This is a genomic window from Nostoc sp., from assembly GCF_036917675.1.
In the GTDB taxonomy this organism is placed as follows: domain Bacteria; phylum Cyanobacteriota; class Cyanobacteriia; order Cyanobacteriales; family Nostocaceae; genus Nostoc.
On the sequence record NZ_JBALCT010000074.1, the window covers coordinates 260,268 to 278,541 of the forward strand.

General features: G+C 41.2%; 11 protein-coding genes and 1 pseudogene. 6 read left to right on the forward strand and 6 right to left on the reverse strand.

All coding sequences use genetic code 11. The features are described 5' to 3' along the window. Positions 1-2: 2 nt before the first annotated feature. A complete protein-coding gene (locus V7K31_RS30745) occupies positions 3-641 on the forward strand; it encodes a type I restriction endonuclease subunit R (RefSeq protein ID WP_335100188.1) in 639 nt (212 codons plus the stop codon). A gap of 10 nt (positions 642-651) precedes the next feature. Here V7K31_RS30745 and V7K31_RS30750 read toward each other — a convergent pair whose 3' ends face one another. From V7K31_RS30750 to V7K31_RS30770, 5 genes are all read right to left on the reverse strand, one after another. Further along, positions 652-2,148: an aldehyde dehydrogenase family protein gene (locus V7K31_RS30750; protein WP_335100190.1), complete on the reverse strand. Its 1,497-nt coding sequence runs from the start codon at positions 2,146-2,148 to the stop codon at positions 652-654. Between the two features lie 163 nt (positions 2,149-2,311). Next, a complete protein-coding gene (locus V7K31_RS30755) occupies positions 2,312-2,914 on the reverse strand; it encodes a hypothetical protein (protein WP_334830874.1) in 603 nt (200 codons plus the stop codon). An 89-nt stretch (positions 2,915-3,003) separates the two neighbouring features. Beyond that, entirely contained in the window at positions 3,004-5,979 is a 2,976-nt protein-coding gene (locus tag V7K31_RS30760; protein ID WP_335100192.1) for a molecular chaperone, read from the reverse strand. Between the two features lie 320 nt (positions 5,980-6,299). Further along, on the reverse strand, positions 6,300-6,809 hold the full coding sequence (locus V7K31_RS30765) for a DUF2887 domain-containing protein (protein ID WP_335100194.1): 510 nt from the start codon (positions 6,807-6,809) through the stop codon (positions 6,300-6,302). 25 nt (positions 6,810-6,834) lie between these two features. After that, on the reverse strand, positions 6,835-9,378 hold the full coding sequence (locus V7K31_RS30770; protein ID WP_335100196.1) for a proteasome protein: 2,544 nt from the start codon (positions 9,376-9,378) through the stop codon (positions 6,835-6,837). A 900-nt stretch (positions 9,379-10,278) separates the two neighbouring features. Between V7K31_RS30770 and V7K31_RS30775 the strand changes: the two genes are divergently transcribed. The 3 genes from V7K31_RS30775 (at position 10,279) to V7K31_RS30785 (ending at position 15,472) form a co-directional block, all read left to right on the forward strand. Next, positions 10,279-13,539, forward strand: a complete 3,261-nt coding sequence (locus V7K31_RS30775) for a PAS domain S-box protein (protein ID WP_335100198.1) — start codon at positions 10,279-10,281, stop codon at positions 13,537-13,539. A gap of 284 nt (positions 13,540-13,823) precedes the next feature. Then, positions 13,824-14,546 carry a cyclase family protein gene (locus V7K31_RS30780; RefSeq protein ID WP_335100200.1) on the forward strand — a complete coding sequence of 241 codons (723 nt, stop codon included), beginning with the start codon at positions 13,824-13,826 and terminating at the stop codon, positions 14,544-14,546. A 44-nt stretch (positions 14,547-14,590) separates the two neighbouring features. Beyond that, positions 14,591-15,472: a carbohydrate ABC transporter permease gene (locus tag V7K31_RS30785; RefSeq protein ID WP_335100202.1), complete on the forward strand. Its 882-nt coding sequence runs from the start codon at positions 14,591-14,593 to the stop codon at positions 15,470-15,472. A gap of 110 nt (positions 15,473-15,582) precedes the next feature. Here V7K31_RS30785 and V7K31_RS30790 read toward each other — a convergent pair whose 3' ends face one another. Then, a complete protein-coding gene (locus tag V7K31_RS30790) occupies positions 15,583-16,149 on the reverse strand; it encodes a thermonuclease family protein (RefSeq protein WP_335100204.1) in 567 nt (188 codons plus the stop codon). A 206-nt stretch (positions 16,150-16,355) separates the two neighbouring features. Here V7K31_RS30790 and V7K31_RS30795 point away from each other — a divergent pair. Both V7K31_RS30795 and V7K31_RS30800 read left to right on the forward strand, forming a co-directional pair. Next, positions 16,356-17,085 (forward strand): annotated as a pseudogene (locus V7K31_RS30795) (ferritin-like domain-containing protein). A 607-nt stretch (positions 17,086-17,692) separates the two neighbouring features. Then, complete coding sequence (locus V7K31_RS30800) at positions 17,693-18,217, forward strand: pentapeptide repeat-containing protein (RefSeq protein ID WP_335100206.1); 525 nt, start codon at positions 17,693-17,695, stop codon at positions 18,215-18,217. Positions 18,218-18,274 lie beyond the last annotated feature (57 nt).

Below are 18,274 nucleotides of genomic sequence, written 5' to 3' on the forward strand. Positions count from 1 at the left end.
TTATGGTTCAAACAATCCCAGCTAGAGATATCAGTCTTTACGAATTAGAAGAAAAATTTGGTTTGCAACTTGCCACAGACAGCAACTTCTTTACAGAATGGACAGAAGATTTACCAACTCTGACTGATGGTGAAAAGCAAGCGATCGCGCGAGTAAAAAGCAACTATTTAAACTTGAATAAGCACCGTCTGATGTCAGAAGAGGCCGTAAAGATGGTAGTGCTGTCCCCTTTACTCGATTTAGCTGGGTTTTATCAATTTCCTTTTGAGATCGAAACCGAGACTTCTGTTGAAATTTCTGCTGAAGATGAGAGCTTTATCGTTAAAGGAAATATTAATGTTCTTGTCATTCAAAAACGTTTTTGGGTACTTGTCATTGAATCTAAAAGTAGTAAATTTGATGTGATGATTGCCCTACCTCAAGCACTCGCTTATATGCTCGATTGTCCAAATTCTGCACAACCGACTTTTGGTTTACTAATCAACGGTAGGGAATTTGTTTTTGTCAAATTGATCCAACAAGAACATTCTTGGTATGCACGCTCTGATGCGCTATCAATTGAGCGTGATTCAGAACTACACCAAGTATTCAGTATATTGAAGCGCCTTGAAGAATTAATTGTGCTTTTACCCCCTGAATGACTGCATCTAATTAACTGCGGTTATCTATCTGAGCGCGTTGTAAACTTCCTGAAAAGTCAACATAGACACTTTTCCATTCTGTGAAAACATCCATTGCAGTAGTTCCAGCTTCCCGGTGTCCGTTACCGGTTTGTTTCACACCACCAAAAGGCAAGTGTACCTCTGCACCAATAGTAGGACCGTTAATATAGGTGATACCTGCTTCGATGTCACGCATGGCAGTAAAAGCCCGATTGATATCGCGGGTGTAAACTGAAGAAGAAAGACCATAATTGCTATCGTTGAGAATTGCGATCGCTTCCTCAAAAGAACTAACCTCAATCAATGCCACCACTGGCCCAAATATCTCTTCACGTGCAACTCGCATATCACGAGTTACATCATCCAAAATAGTTGGTTGAAAGAAGTAACCGTTTTTCAATGAACCTTCACTAGCAATTTCTCCGCCAATTAAAACCTTTGCTCCTTCCTCACGGGCGATATCCAAATACTTGCTCACCTGTTGGAGTTGCTTTTCATTGACAATCGGACCAATATCTGTATTCGGGTCAGTGCCAGCACCCAAACGTAATTTACTGGTACGCTCATAGAGCATGGTAGTAAATTTTTCTTTGATCTCATGATGCAAAATTAGCCGACTAGTAGCCGTACATCGTTGGCCAGTTGTCCCAAATGCTCCCCACACCGCACCATCGAGAGCAAGTTCTAAATCCGCATCTTCCATCACCACTTGGGCATTTTTACCACCCATTTCCAGACAGACACGCTTGTGAGTGCGTCCGCAAGTAGCGCCGACAAAGGCACCTATTTCTGAAGAACCAGTAAACGATACTAAATCTACATTGGGATGCTCAACTAAAGCCTTCCCCGCCTCTTCTCCCACACCATGCACCAAGTTAATTACTCCTGGTGGTAAACCTGCTTGTTGGAAAATTTCAATCAATTTAGTTGCACAGGCGGAGGTATCTTCGGCAGGTTTGAGGATGACTGTATTGCCACATACCAAGGCTGGCATCGCTTTCCAGCAAGGAATTGCCACTGGAAAATTCCAGGGAGTAATTAAAGCACAAACTCCTATGGGCATCCGCACAGTCATGGCGAATTTATTGGACATTTCCGACGGTGTGGTTTGCCCAAATAGTCGCCGCCCTTCGCCAGCACTGTAAAAGGCGCAATCAATACCTTCTTGCACATCTCCCCTGGCTTCTGTCAGAGGTTTACCCATTTCCCGACTGATTAACTGGGCAAGTTCTTCTTTATGCTGGAGTAATATTTCCCCAACGCGAAAGATGTATTCTGCCCTAGCTGGGGCTGGGACTATGCGCCAACTGCGGTAGGCTTTACGGGCGGCGGCTACTGCTGTATCTACATCATTGGCTTGAGAACGGGGAAATGTGGCAACAACTTCGGTTTTGTCAGCAGGGTTGCGACTTTCTAGGGTTGCTTCCTCTACAGCACTCAACCATTGACCATCGATGTAATTGCGGCAAAATAGCGGAGTTGTCATCTTGAAAATCTCCGGCTGATGATCGACTGAAACTTGTGTATTAAGTTTGCTTGCTTTCTAGGTTATCCTCAAGTTGAGCAAATTGGGTGAGATAGTCAGTAAAGCTCCAAATTATAAATGTCACAAAAGAAACCTGCTAGAATCTTATCTAGATCCTGGATAGTCAAACAGGCTGGAAAGGTTGCAATAAAATACCCAAAAGTTTATCAACTTCTTTAATATAGTACTCAACCGAATCTATATAAACAGTCGTCTTTTCTAAAAATAAAAACTTCCAGTTAGTTCCACTAGTAACCGAACCATAAATCCGCCCAACTTCATTCCCTTGATTTTGATTGAATAACTGCGCCGCCATCATTGCTGCCACACATTGACCAAGACCGCCGATAATATCTTCTTTTTTCGCCTCAAAAATAAACATTACCGGAGCAGAAATAAATAATTGCTCCTGGGAATTGCTGATAATGTAATCGCAAAAACCTTGCAAGCCTTGAGTCGGTTCAACATTAAATTCATTCCCAGAAAACAGTGAGATTTTATTATTTAATAATCGTCTGACTTCTGCCAGGATTGGTGCAATTAAAAACTCTGACCTAGCTTTTTCGGTTGCGATCGCAGTTGCTAAAGGAATGTAATCTATTAAAATCGTTCTAAGGGTTTCTGATGGTATAACAGGTTTTGTATCAGCAAATAAATTACGAGTTTCATCGAGTGTTAAATCAAAACTCTTTTTCACTTTAGCGAGACTAAAATCGCTGTATGCCATTTTTACACCTTGTAATTATCTATTTAATCTTGCTTCACCAAAATCGAAAACTTAAAATCTAAAATTCGGTGAGGCTATGATCACTCCAGTTAATGTATGCCGCAAAATGGATCGCGTTCTTTATCAACTTCATTAGGTTGCAACTCTAATTCAGCAAGATAAACGCATCCCTCTTCTTTGAGGCATTCTTGACTTTTTGATGTCCAGTAAGGAACTTCACCAGCGTGCATCCGCAGAATACCTTGATCGTCGAGAGTCACACGATATTGGCAAGGGTAATCTGTGGTTACATCTGGTTTACTGAGTGCGCCAATTCGTATCCATTTTTTACTGTTGGTTTCCATGTCTGTTTGATAAACATAGAAAGTATGCTGGCCAGTTTGCGGGAAGGGAGGTAAGGCATTACTAATTAACCCGGTTCCTGGTTGCGTCACCCCATCGCGCAAATAGTGAAATTTTTGAAACGTTCTACTACCATCATTTCCTACTTCAAATACTAGATGATAGGCATCTGGTTGATCAACGGTTGCAGACTCAATAACATTGACGGCAATATCACCATCATTCAAGTCTTTATTGAAGCGTTCCACAGCAATATTCCAGTTCAATTTACCATCAGTAAATAGCGCTGAAGTTTCTGAAACCACCGATTCCAAATCAATGCCAGGAATGTCAATCAAATAATGGGGATTTCCTTGACAAAGCAACACGCTAAACTCAAGGGTTTGGTCAATCTCAAACTGGACTTTGATTTTTTTCAGAAACTCTGCTTCTTCCATTCCTAGTTTCTTCATCAGGTTTTTACCGTCAAAGCTTCCCCAAAGTCGTAAATCTCCATCCTCGTAGTCTTGACGATAGATAATGTTAGTTAATTGCATTCCTTGCCACTGAGTACGAACTTTGGCAACAGTTTCCCAAGGTGCAAGTTGATAAAGTTCTTGTCCAGCCTTGAATATAGTCAGCAAATCGTTGCTTTGGGTTTTGCGTTTGAAGTTGCAAGGCAAATAATAAAACAGGTTTTTGACATCAATTTCTAGCTGGTTAGCTCCCTTACGCAGCAAGCTTTTAGACTCTTCTGGATCAAATCTCAATCTTCGCAGTTTCTCGGCATAGCAAGCCCCGGCGGAGGTGGCTAGCTTGGTAAATTCTAATACAAAGGTAATCCGTTCTGGATTCCAGACAAAATATGGAGACTTACTAAATTCCTGGTAGATTTGGCGCTGCACTATGTCTAAATTACAAGTTTTACCAGACAGAATTAACCAATCAACTTTTTGGGAATTCCCAGAATCTTTGGTGATATCATCGGGACGTAAACGACTTTCCATTAATCCTTTGGCAATACCGATCGCTTCTTTAATTCCCGAAGCGGCGGCTCGTTCAAATTGCTGGTTATCTAAGGTGACGCAGATGCTATTTGGATCTTTGACTTGTAATTTAACGGCGCTTTGGGTGAGCAGTTCAGAAATTTGCTGTTCCGAAAGTGTGAAGGTTAATAAAGAATTTTCTGCTGGTGGCTTTTGCCCAAGTTTAAGTTTAGCTGCTTCTGCATGATCCCAGAGAAGATAAAAGGATTGCAGACGTTGAGGTGCTTGTTGCCAACGGGTGGGCAATACTTTCTCAGCAGTATCTAGAGCATCTTTGTAAGCAATATCGCCTTCTGGATTCTCTCTGTCCAGACATTTTAAAAGACTGCCAATTTTGAATTTTTCTTGCTCTAAAAAGCGCTCGTTTAACTCAGAGTTAATTAGATCTTCTAGCTTTTCGCTTTCAATATCACCTGTTGTTACTGCTGCCAATAAAAAGTCGGCGATCGCAACTTTTAATAATCTAAATATTCGCAGTGTAATTAACTCACCACCTAATTGTAAATGACCTGATGAACCTAATAGTTTGGGAGTGAGTTTATAGTAACGTCCTCCTAAACCTCGGTCTTCATAATCAGCAAAAGTAGGGGTTTTATCTTCTAAAGTCAGTTCAATTAAAGCTAAGTCTGTTGTTCCCCCGCCAATATCCAAAACGAGGACATTTTGTGACCATTTGTTTCCTACTTGATGACAACGGGTTTTGAATGACTCAATCCCAATGTTGAGATTACCACCAAATTCTCGCCACAAAAAGAATATCGCCACGGAAACGGCTTCATCATAAGCAGTTTGCACATCATCGATCCCCAACTGCTCAACTAATTCCTTAACTTCCTTACGAACAAGTGGTGGGGCGACAGTTGGGTAAGTGACAACTGCTGTTAAAAAATTCCCTTCTGAAAATCTGCGTCGGGCGCGTTGGCGGTAGTCTTCAGTTAACTCGATTAAATGCGCCCAAGCAGATTGAATCAACTGATTTGCGGTAATTGTTTTTTCTTCACCATCCAAAATAACTGAAAACGATCGCTCCTGACCAAAATAGCGTTTGGGTGAATGGTGAAACCTGCTGATAATTTCCTTTAAAGAACCGCTTGTACCTTGAGCGATCGCTTTTTTGCGGTTATCTCTAGCTTCTCTACCCATCCGCAGTTTTAAGTCCCCTAACTGCGAAATTTCCGACTCGCTAGGAATTTCTGTATCGCGGCGATCGATATCCAGCACAACTGGGATCAGATTTTGCGACTCTAGGGTAGGAACGCGGAACACCTCATGATAGATTTGGTAAAGTTTTTTGCTGACAGCACGGCGGAACCTCTCGCTGTTTCCTAAAGAAAGTTCAATTTGGCGAATTGCTTCTAAAAATCGCTCTTTATTATCACTTTCAAAAACTTCGCTCAAGTTTCTTGGTTCTATCTCCAGGTTTTTGCTAATTTCTGCGATAAAGTTTTCCCAATCATCAGCGCTGACATCAGGTAAAGCCACTGAGGCGGGAGAACTTAGCCATTGTGATAAGCGCTCGCGTAAGCGTATTTCTTGTTCTTTGGGTAAAATTTCTGCGATCGGTACTTCAATTGGATCGAAAAGTGTGACTGTCGAATTCGACGTACCAAAATCTAAAGCAAACCATCCCGGAAATCTTTTTTGTTGTTTCTCGCTTAGTTCTTGATCACTATATTTGTTGATCTGAAAAGGGTTCATTAGAGTATCACTTTCTGTTGTTTGTTTTATAGCTGGCTAAAAACTATGGTGTTTTATCATAAAATGACAAATTTAGAGAATTTTTGTGGTAATGACTTTTAATCGTTGCTCTTGTACCACTGATTCTCTTTAGCACTGGCTTTTTTATCTGGTGCGATGCCTACGCATATAAAAGGGCATAGCCCAATCTAGGCATCGTTATGAAAATTGCAGCAGTTACAGCGCTTCCCGCTATTATGCAATACAGTTTTTCTCCTTGCCCTCTCCTAGCATAGCTTTCAGCTTTGAAAATGTACCTCATAGCTGCCGGAAGTGCTGTACTAAGTTGATGTTGAAGATTCTTGCTCAGTTGCAAGTCTTACTTGTTCGACTTGTTCGATAGTTAAATCAAGTAACTGTGCAACCTCTTCTATCGACATACCACGAGCTAAGAACCGAGGTACAAGTTCAAGTTTTAGTTCTTCTCGTCCCTCTTGTTTAGCTTCTTGATAAACCCTAGTTTCTTCTAACTTAACTCCTAACATTGCCTCTACCTCTTCACGACTTAAGTTTGCAAATTTATAAACAGCGTAGGCGTAGCCCGCCGTAGGCATCGTTGTGATTACATCTATTATCTCCTTTTTAGCTAAGACAGTTATCTGTTCTTGTTGCGCCCGCTCAATTAAACGTTTCGCTTGTACCACCATTTGAGCTTCTGAGGCAATAGTTAACTGCATCAAACTGATACCTACTCTTTGCTCATCAGGATTACCTAACTCATCCAAATAAATCCTTTGTACTTGGGAACTGTTCAATAGCGATCTATGAATAGTGGTTTTTTCCGGTTCCAAGCTGCGAGTTATTTTCTGAATTGGCTTATCTCAAATCATCTGAGTCTGAAATCGCGGCAATTTCTGAAAGAATCTGCAACCAAGTAGGAATTGCTATCTCAGATGGCAATTCCCCAGCCGCCAAATATCTCAGCAAAGTTTCTTTTTTTGAAAGGTTTTGCAGACTAGGAATAATTTGATCCAAAATGCCTTCTAGCTCGGAATTAATTTGCTGATTAACTTCGCTGACATACTGCACAAGATGGAGACTGGCGCTAGCAGTGATTTCATCTCGCAGTCGCAGTACTAAAAGTTGGTGGTTGCTCGATCTGGGTAAGCCTTGGTTTTTCTCTGGTGCCCAGTCAAAGATTTGACCAACGTTGTGTTTATCGTCTTGACGCGCTAGGGGAAAAATCATTTCGGGTGCAACGCTTTTGTGTTTACTACTAATTTCGGAGATGATTGCTTCTTTCCATTCGTTAGGATCGCATCCTAATAATAATTTGTAAAAGAGATCAGCATCTTCAAAACCAAATTCTTGTTCGACTTCTTGTTCCATTTCTGGATGGAGAAATACCTGCAATTGTCCGCGTTCTGGAGCTACATGAATTGACAATTGGTTCAACAAATCTACCACTGCTTGATAGATGCGATCGCGGGCAAAATCTTCTACTTCTTTAACAGTTTTCTCAAATACTGGATAAAAATCATCACTCTTAGTCGGAAGGGAGCTATTTACACGATTTCCCCGATCAAATAATTTCCCGGCTGCACCTTTAGATTCTGCCAGAGCGATCGCTCCATTGTTGGCTTTGTTGAAGAGTAAAGTCCACTGGTTCCAATTGAGGATTTTAAAGGTAAGTTCGTCTTTCACTACATCACTGACAACAACACCGCGCCGGTCTTTGAGTGGTTCTTTCCCTAAATCTTTTTGAAAATTCCTGTAGATTTTATCCAAGCTCTCGACCACAAAACGCAATTCCATAAAAGCGGGACTATCGCCTGTGGGGATGCCTTGCTCGTGAATTTCATCTATGATATCTTTCAAGTGATCTTGTTGCTGACTCACCACATCAGCAGCTCTTTTAGTATCTTCATACAGTTGCTTCAAACCATGAGTAGCTACGTGGGTTTGAATCAATTCTCGCAGCTTACCAAGTCCCCCATCTTGAGCAAAGTAACCTAGCTGTCTACCTAAATAACTACGGGGATCAGATTCTAGCAACCGTTCACTTAATAGCTCCCATTTCTCTTGTAGCCGTTTAGACCGATCTAAATAATCAGGATAGTCTAAGTTAGCTAAAAACTCTGGTGAACCTGCTTTCACTGTAGTAGAACGTTTTGCTAATTCAGCCAATCCTAATAGTGGCGACAGTAAAACGATGCGGTCTTTTTGGGTTGTAAACGCTTCTGCACCATCAATGGTAGTTTGCAGAACTTTGAGTTTTTGGAAAACTGTTTCTTCCTGCAAATGTGGGCTATCTTCAATCAGTTGGTCAAGTTCTCTTTCGCCACCCTCATTGTCGAGGGGTAGTTGATCGAAGCGACCCACACCGACGAGAATTAAATCTTTCAGGTCTTGTCCCGGTCGCTGCTGCTGCATCATCGTAAAGATTTTGTTGGCGCGATCGCTACCGGGAGATTTACCATTTAGCAATACCAAAATTGTCTGTACTTCTGCCAATTCCCGCAGTGACAAAAAGGTATCCCTAGCCCCAGAATTAGCAGCTCCCAACCCCGGAAAATCGATCAGAATAAATTTACCTGCGTCTGCAAAATCCCAAATTTCCCGTGATATTTTTACATCGATATCTACGCGGCGGATGAGTGGGAAACTGTTTTGCAATAATTTTGTTGGTAGCCTCTGGGGTGGACTCGGTAATCGGATGTGCGCTGGGGGTAAATCCTCAAATTTCAGAGTTTGGATTGCCATTGGCTGTTCGACTAGCTGTAGCCCCTCGCAGGCGGTAGTAGCATCAATCTGGTAGCGCCCACCACACATAACTTCCCCATACGCCTGATAAGCCCGTAGGAATAATACCAACTCCCGCAGTAAATAACGTAGCTCTAAATTGTTACTACTATTCCATGCTTCCTCACACCAGCTAATAATATCTTTACCAGAATTGAGTTTCGACACTGGTATAGGAGGAAGTGCGGCTGCTGCTGTTCGTTTATTGGCTTCCCCTAGCATGAAGCGTAGACACTCATGTACTCCTTCATGAGAAAGATACTTCACCGTAAAATTACTTAATTGAGTCGTTGCAAACTCCTCTTGCGGAATGATATGTATGGCGGTAACATTACCTGTAGTGGGGTTTTCACTCACTGGTAAAGCATCTGCATATCCAATGAGACTGCCTAAAAGTAAAGTTTTCCCACTACTGAATTCCCCCATCACCCCAATTTTCACAGGCGAAGTTGCCAGGTCTACAGTTTTCTGGGCAGCTGACCGCAGACGCAGGAGACAGTCATCAAGACTAGCTGGAACCCAATCTTCTTGTTTAGAAGGGGACTGGGGCACAGAATCTATCTTTCTGAGGATGAATTCGCCGTACTCCTTAAAACGGCTTAGTTTATCTGGTTCCATAGAGTAGTTTCCGCCTAACATGAATTTCTGTGAGCTTTATAACATATAAAACGCGATCGCCAGCTATTCTGGCAACGTGTTGATATCACATTTAGCATTTCTCTCATTTAATTTGCGATTTTGCTATAGCAATCCTAAATCAAACCCGCAGATTTGTGAATTCTGTTTTTGTTCTCTTTTCCTTGGCGATTTGCGATCACTCAGATTTCTTACAACTCAGATAGGATTGCTATATAAGGCGTTTTGAATGGTCAAGCCAATTTTGAAAAGTTGGGTTTTGTTGGGAACATTGAAGAAGAATTCAGAAGTCATAATTCGGGGTTATGAATGAATAAAGTGGGGTTTTATACCACCAATAGACTTAATATTGCTTAGTATAGATGTGGATATCAAACCCTTTTATACCCATGATTTTAAGCAAGCTAGATCCATCAGCCCGACTCTAATTCATGCTGAATTCTTCTTGATAAAAAATCAATATTTATTTGGTATGGAATTATTGATTATTGTGAATTTCTTATAAAGACGTAAGTGCCTCAAAAAGAATCATGTAGTTTCCGTGAAGATAAATCAGGTTTTTGAGCAATGCAATTACATAGCTAGGATGAATGAATTTATTGGTGATTTTAAGAAGAAACAAAGTCATATAACTTCTTCGACACATGGATAGTTTAAATTTCACCAAAGATGCTGAAGTTAATCTTGATGATAACTTCAGCATCTTTGGAATTTATTCACAGTAAAAAAGCAATTTTGGCACACATAAAAATAAATAAAGTATTAAGATAAATATTAGGTTTGGATGGAAAAGATTATATTGATGTATTAACAAATCCGATTTTCAGACTATTACCTTAATAATTTTAGCAGACCAGGCAGGCAAAAGTGTTTTATAAAAAGGTGCAGAGCTACGTTAACCAAATCATAGTTGAAGAGAAAGACATACAACAGGATGAAAAAGTATTTTACCAGCAGGCGGATACAGCTCCTCTGATGATTTGGATAGCTGGATGCAATGCACTTTACTCTTACTTCAATTCAAATTGGCTGGAATTTACTGGAACATATCTAACAACAGGCGTTTCTACATCTGCGCCAAAAGAGGAGATAGGAAATATCTGGACTTATAACGTCCATCCAGAAGATAGACAGCGATCTGAAGATATATATTTGGGAGCATTTGCGGCTCATGATTCCTTCCAGAGGCAATATCGCCTGCGTCGGGCTGATGGCGAATATCGCTGGATTTTAGATACAGCTGCGCCACGGTTTGCAGGAGATGGCATCTTTGTCGGTTACATCGGTTATTGTGTGGATATAACAGAAGTAACCATAGTGGTCAGCCAACCTTCCTTAACAGAAAGCTACTCGCCATCTACAAATTCCTCTTACCACCTACGTAAAATTACAGAAAGAGAAAAAGCACTAAAGCAACTGGAAACTGAAACTGCAAAACGCCAAGCAGTTGAAGCACAGTTACGCCAAAAAATATCAGAATTTGCAGCGATTTTGCAAGTGCTTCCTAATTTGTACTTTCGTCTCGATGCTGATGGAACTATCCTAGATTACAAGCCAGGAAAGATACAGAGTCTGTATATTTTACCAGGAGATTGCCAGGGCAAGAGTTTGCGAGAATGCCTACCGACTGCTGTAGGCGATCGCTTCCAGCAAGCAATAACTCAAGTACTTGAAACTCAATCTTTAGTTAGTTTTGAATATACCTTACCGCTACCAGAAGGGAACAATAATTTTGAAGCTAGGTTATTATCATTACCAAACCAGCAAATCATTGTTATTGTCCGCGACACTAGCGACACAATACAAGCAGCATTAAAAGAAAGTGATGCCAAGTTTCGCAGCATTGTTGAAAACGCCAATAACATTATTTTTGCGCTGACCGTTGAAGGGATATTTTCCTACGTTTCTCCTAACTGGACTGAAATTTTTGGGCATGAGGTTGCAGAGGTTGAAGGTAAATCCTTTATTCCCTTTGTACATCCCGACGATGTGCATATCTGTGCCGATTATTTCCAAAGACTTTTGACAACAAGCAACAAACAAGACGCAATTGAATATCGAATAAAACACAAAAATGGTAGTTGGCGATGGCATACAAGCAACTCATCTGTGATTAGAGACACCAATGGTAATGTTTTAAACTTCGTTGGTATTTGCTATGACACCACTGACCGCAAACAAGCAGAAGAAGCTCTAGCAGAACGAGTGCGTTTAGCAAATTTTCGTGCCGATGTAGACGCGGCCCTTAGCCAGAGTGACAGCTTACAGAATATGATGCGCCGTTGCACTGAGGCTTTAGTTGAACATCTTGATGCAGCCTTTGGTCGCATCTGGACGCTGAACAAACAAGACAACGTATTAGAGTTGCAAGTCAGTTCGGGGATGTACACCCACATTAATGGCTCCCATAAACGTGTGCCAGTCGGTCAATTCAAAATTGGTTTGATTGCCGAAGAAGGCAAACCCCACCTAACTAACTCTGTGCAAACAGATCCCCGCGTGGGTAACAAAGAATGGGCACAACGAGAGGGTATGGTCGCCTTCGCTGGCTATCCCCTGATTCTTGAAGATGAAACCGTAGGCGTAATAGCCATGTTTGCCCGCCAAGCATTGACAGAATCAACTTTCACAGCACTGGAATTTGCCGCCCAGGAAATTGCCATTGGCATCAAGCGCAAACAAGCAGAAATTGCACTCAGAGAAAGCGCCCAGAGGGAAGCACTAATCAATCGTCTTTCTAGCCAGATTCGAGCTTCTTTGGATCTCAATTACATTGTGCAGACCGCAGTGCAGGAGATCCGTAACTTATTCCAGATCGATCGCTGCGCCTTCTTTTGGTATCGACAAGAGGCTGATATACCCTACTGGGAAAGAGTATACGAGGCGAAAAGTTCCTTTTTACCCTGTCAGCTTAACGACCAAGAAGCAACTAATGCAGAAATCGAACTAATCGCAGTCAAAACCTTGAAGGGAGAAATCATCCGCATTGATGATGCTGAGACTGTGGGCGATTCTATAGCACGGCAGTTTTTGCAGGATTTCGGTTTCACTGCCTTTATGTCGCTACCTGTACACACGCAATCTGGCGAAATAGGTACATTTAGCTGTGGTTCTTGTAGTGGCTTCCGGCCTTGGCTAGACAACGAAGTACAATTACTACAAGCAGTTACAGTTCAACTAGCGATCGCCATTGACCAAGCTAAACTTTACACCCAAAGTCGCATTGCTGCCCAAACTGCCCAAGATAAAGCCCAGCAACTAGAAGCGGCATTGCTAGAACTTCAACAAACCCAAGTCCAACTGATTCAAACTGAAAAAATGTCCAGTTTGGGACAGTTGGTGGCAGGTGTTGCCCACGAAATTAATAATCCTGTCAATTTTATCTACGGCAATATTAACCATGCCCGTGAATATACTGATGATTTGCTGCACCTGGTAGAACTTTACCAAAACTACTGCCCACTAATACCAGAAATTGATCAACAAATTGACACCATTGATTTAGACTTTCTCAGGCACGATTTGCCCAAAGTCCTGGATTCTATGAAGATGGGAGCCGAACGTATTCGGCAAATTGTCCTATCTTTACGCAATTTTTCTCGCCTTGATGAAGACGATACAAAAGCAGTGGATATTCATGAAGGCATGGATAGCACATTGCTGCTGTTACAAAATCGCCTGAAAGCCAAACCAGGACATCCCGAAATCCAAGTAATCCGAGACTACGGCAACCTGCCACCGATAGTGTGTCACGCCGGACAGATGAATCAGGTGTTTATGAATTTGTTGACAAATGCGATCGATGTTTTAGAGGAGTCATTTGTCATTAGTGATTTGTCATTAGTAAACAACACTGAACAAAGGACTTTTCCACAGATTCGTATTCGCACGCTCATCAAAGAAGATTGTGTAATTATTAGCATTGCTGACAATGGTCTAGGAATGACTGAGGAAGTACGCAAACGCCTATTTGACCCCTTCTTCACTACAAAACCTGTGGGTAAAGGCACTGGTATGGGATTATCAATTAGCTACCAAATTGTTGTCAAAAAACACGGTGGGCAAATCCAGTGTATTTCAGCACCAGGAGAAGGTGCCGAGTTTGCGATCGTGATTCCACTACACGAGCAACCCTCAACGTAGACATCACATAAGTTTAATCTATGATTAATTAAAATTTAACCTATTGGTTGTTAACTAAGATTAATTTACTTTTTGCTGCAACATTTGAACCTCCCCAAAAACCTAGAATTTATCGGAATTGGGGGGATTATTTCTTTTAGTATTGGAAATTAAAAGTATAAATCTTGCAGTTCAAGCGATTAAAAAACATTGTAATCGTAGTACTATCTTTGCGTAGGCGTAGCCCAACCCAGGCATCGCACTTTTGAAAAAATCCCTGAGTACAAATAAAATAGAAGGCTGGGATGATACAACCCCAAAGTCAAAATAGTATCACCTACACACGCGTTATCCACCTAAGTCATGTAATTGACATAGATATTCCCCAATGGCCTGGAGATCCCACAGTAGAATTTGAAACTGTAGCTGAACTAAATAATGATGGCTATTACCTGCGGCGTTTCTCCTTGGGAGAACATAGCGCTACCCATATCAATGCCCCTAATAGTTTTCATAGTTATGCTATGGGAATTGACGAATACCCAGCCCAGTCTTTGGTTGTACCTGCGGTAGTCATAGATATTCGCCAAGCCACAGACGCTAATCCTGATTATGCCCTGACTATTGCTGATGTTTTGGCTTGGGAAGAAGAATACGGTGAAATTTCTGCTGGTTGCGTAGTTATACTGAATACTGGATGGCAAAAAAAGTGGTTTAATAAAAGTGCATTCCTCAATCATGATGCTCAAGGAATTGCCCACTTTCCTGGGTTTGGCAGCGATGCGACTCAATTATTACTGAATGATCGGCAAATAGCAGGTGTAGGAATTGATACTCATGGTGTAGACCCTGGACAGGATAACAGTTTTGGGATTAACCGCTTAGTTTTAGAACAACGGCGCATTGTGTTGGAGAATCTGACAAATTTGGATCAACTACCACCTAAAGGTACTACTCTAGCGATCGCAGTTCTGAGATTGCGTGGTGGTTCTGGTTCTCCTGTGGGGGTGTTGGCGTTCATCCCTTAATTTTTCGGCAAAGAGTCATAAGAGCTAAGAAGGAAAATTTATAGATGCGAAAAATATATACTAAGTCGTGGTTGGATAATGATACAGTAGCAGCCTGGATTTTTCTCACACCAGCACTAATTTTGCTGGGCGTTTTTATTATTTGGCCGATCGGCTATTTGTTTTACCTCAGTTTCACTGCTGGTAGTTTCACCTTAAAAGGTACTTATTGGATAGGCTTAAAAAACTATTGGCGCTTGCTAGTTAACCCCGACTTCTGGCAAGTTCTGGGTAACACCTTTTATTTTACTGTTGCTACTATCATTCCCAGTTTAGTTATCTCCTTGGGATTGGCAGTGCTATTAAACCGCTCCATTCCCTTGCGGGGCATCCTGCGAAGTGCTTATTTTCTGCCTTCAATTATCTCACTTGTGGCAGCCGGTTTGGGATTTCGCTGGCTATTTCAAACATCAGGGCCAGTTAACGGACTTTTAGATTTTTTTAGCATTCCAGCTATACCCTGGCTAGGAGACACATTTTGGGCAATGCCAGTACTTATTTTAATGAGTATTTGGAAACAATTAGGTTTCAATATGGTGGTTTTTTTAGCAGGGTTGCAAGCAATTCCTCCCAGTCGTTATGAAGCAGCAGATTTGGATGGAGCAAATGCTTGGCAACAATTTTGGTATATTACTCTGCCTGGATTGCGCCCGACTGTGATATTTGCAATCATCACTACGGCGATTTTTACATTGCGGAGTTTTGAGCAAGTTTATGTGATGACTGGCGGTGGCCCACTCAATTCGACTAATTTGTTAGTTTACTACATTTACCAAGAGGCTTTTGCTCAGTTTGATTTTGGTTATGCAGCAGCAGCAGCGACGGTGTTACTAGCTGTGACGCTGGTACTTGTGTATTTGCAACTGCAAACTTGGGGAGAGGAGTAGGGGAGGCAGGGGGCAGGAGGTAGGGGAGCAATTTTGGAAGTTGCTAAATCATTCCGCAAATATGCAATGCCAAAAAATGTAGTGCATTCAATTAGAAACAGCTAGAGTTTTTACTTCTTATATAGGCTGCGATATTCCCAAGGATTCACAAATTTAGTATCACTCCAAACACCAAGCCGTTGTTCCTTGGCCTCAGCTTCGGCTTGTTGAACTAAGTCTTTACTAGGACACTTGTTTAAATAGGGACGATACACTTTTGCTAAACCTTCTTGTAACAATACCTGCTGCACAAAAGTGCCATTTTTTAAACGGACTTCAGCAATTTTACGTCCATAGCGATCGCTATCAGTGATATTCAAAGTCACGCGCGAGCCTCCTTGTTGCACCAGTTCTTGCACCCGTTCTCGTGCTTTCACACCCCAAGTAAATTGATTGCGATCGCTAGTGCGTTTACTCTGCTTTTCTTTGTTGGTATGGGCTATTTCTGGCGCATCCACACAAGCAAAGCGCACACTAAAATTTTTGCCGTTGGTATCTTTCACTACTATAGTGTCACCATCACTGACTCGCTCAACCGCATCTCCAGAAGTACCGACAAAGCGATCGCAGCCGATCAAACCCAAAAAGATGATAGTTGCACAAAGCCAAAATCGCACTGGTTTAGTTAATTTCTCCATCCAAACTTACCTGCATTACCTCTGTGGGATGATATTAGCAAAATGACAAGATATATTTGTTAACCGTTGACATACTGCCACAGGCAATTCAAAATCTCACATGGTAAGACCTCTGGTAGCAACCGAATAGAAAATGTGGATTAGTATAAGAATTGTAACTTTGCAATTATCAGTGGCAATTTCTGACGAACTTTTTAACTCAGATTCTGCATCTAGCTGCTTCAGGTGCTTTTGCCTATGACTCTGCTGCTCAAATTTGTGATTTGAAAACCCGCCCCAACATCCTTGCGGGGTTTTATTTCGCCGAATCTGGCTCTGTGCCGTTTTTATCTGCACTTAGCGATCGCGCCACTGACGAAGGCGATACATGGCTAGCGGAAAAACTAGCAAAACATACATGCATCAGATGAAACTAGGCATGGTCAAATTTTTGCCCACGCTTTACAACAGTTGAATAAACAAGTTATAGATTTCAAGCGTCAACCCCAAACTACATCCGCAAACAAATCACAACAGCAGCGTAGTCCCTTTTTTGCAGCATTCTTTGAGGGCTACACTCAAGAGCAGCTAAAACCGACTGTCATTGATTGGGATGTATTTATGGCTAGCACATACATTCTTGAGTTAGATGCTAGTAAAGACTTTGCGCGAATGGCGAAAGTATTACCTGATAACGATCCAACCGCTCGTAACTTGAAGTTAGGAATGCTAAGTATTGCCCAAGATGAAACTGCACATGCTGCTTATCTCTACGAAGCGATGATGCGACGGATGTCTGCAAATAAAGTACAAGAACTTGTAGATATGTGGCGAACCCGCAAGGTAAACGCCTTATTAGCAATGGTTGGCGGTATCCTCCAGCGCAACGGCGAAACGCGATCGCTAGTCCAGGATAGTGCGCCGTCGGAAACCGATTCTAAGTTAATAGCGACGTAATTATATAGGACTCATATTTGATTGCGTGAAAAAACTCAGTACAACTCAAAGAGACTTCTTCCCTACTCGCCACTCCCAGCCTACGAAAATAATTTCATAAATCAAATCGGATTGCTATATATCAAGACTATATCTCTAAATATAGATTGTTTATTTTGGTTATTAAACATTTATAGTAGTTCTTTTGGAGGAATATATATACAGTAAAAATATATCTTTTACGGGATCAATCTTTTCATTAAGTGTTGCATAATAATATTAGAGTTTAAAAGCATCTTTTTTGTGTTTTAATTTGTTTTTAGATAACCTGAGAGTCTTAATGATGTTTTATTCAACCTAAAACTGGTTTTTGGGGTATTTATTTAAGTAAGTGGGTCAAATTAAATATAAAACCTCACCCCTGCCTCCGGCTTCCCTCTGGGATACTTTGGAGAGGGATTGAGGGTGAGGTTTGATCTTATATTTAATTACGCCTACCTACTTAGCTGATATTTCGTTACTTAAAAGATGCATTTTACTAGAGATGTGAACAAAATTTTCATCACTTAACAAAAATATTTTTCATAAAGTCTTTCTGTTGTATTAATTGTAGCTGTTAGTTCATCTTATGATTTCCTTTTTACGTCTGGTTATCCCGGCATCGCTGGTTCTTACTACTTCCCTGGTTAGCAAAGGTAATGATTTTCTAAGACAGCATGAAGTCCAACAGATCAATGAAACAAGGACATGTTTCAACTGTAATCTATCAGGAATGAACTGGTCAGATGCAAACTTACAAGGAGTTGACCTGCGTTCAACAAACTTTCAGGGAGCCAACCTGAGAAACGCTAATCTAAAGAATGCCAATTTAGAATGGGCTGACCTCCGTAAGGCAAATCTGCAAGGAGCGGATCTAACTGGAGCAACCTTAAGAAATACCTTGCTAAGTGATGTCAATTTAACTGGGGCAAATCTAGAAGCGTCTAACCTAGAAGGCACCGATTTTAGAAATGCTAATCTTAGCCGTGCAAATCTTATCAAAGCTCTAAAACCCAATAACATTCAGGATAGCAATTCTGTCAAACTATGTGAAACAATACTGCCAAATGGAGCAATATCGCATCGAGACTGTCAACGATTGGCAAAGCATTAGACCACAATATCAAATTAATTAAACATAGAAATGATAACAGTAGTAATTATACTCTTC

Bases quoted from the DNA above. Each gene is read 5' to 3' on its own strand.
- V7K31_RS30790 (WP_335100204.1), bottom strand. From the start codon at position 16,149: ATGGAGAAATTAACTAAACCAGTGCGATTTTGGCTTTGTGCAACTATC.
- V7K31_RS30745 (WP_335100188.1), top strand. From the start codon at position 3: ATGGTTCAAACAATCCCAGCTAGAGATATCAGTCTTTACGAATTAGAA.
- V7K31_RS30760 (WP_335100192.1), bottom strand. From the start codon at position 5,979: ATGAACCCTTTTCAGATCAACAAATATAGTGATCAAGAACTAAGCGAG.
- V7K31_RS30785 (WP_335100202.1), top strand. From the start codon at position 14,591: ATGCGAAAAATATATACTAAGTCGTGGTTGGATAATGATACAGTAGCA.
- V7K31_RS30770 (WP_335100196.1), bottom strand. From the start codon at position 9,378: ATGGAACCAGATAAACTAAGCCGTTTTAAGGAGTACGGCGAATTCATC.
- V7K31_RS30750 (WP_335100190.1), bottom strand. From the start codon at position 2,148: ATGACAACTCCGCTATTTTGCCGCAATTACATCGATGGTCAATGGTTG.
- V7K31_RS30800 (WP_335100206.1), top strand. From the start codon at position 17,693: ATGATTTCCTTTTTACGTCTGGTTATCCCGGCATCGCTGGTTCTTACT.
- V7K31_RS30780 (WP_335100200.1), top strand. From the start codon at position 13,824: ATGATACAACCCCAAAGTCAAAATAGTATCACCTACACACGCGTTATC.
- V7K31_RS30755 (WP_334830874.1), bottom strand. From the start codon at position 2,914: ATGGCATACAGCGATTTTAGTCTCGCTAAAGTGAAAAAGAGTTTTGAT.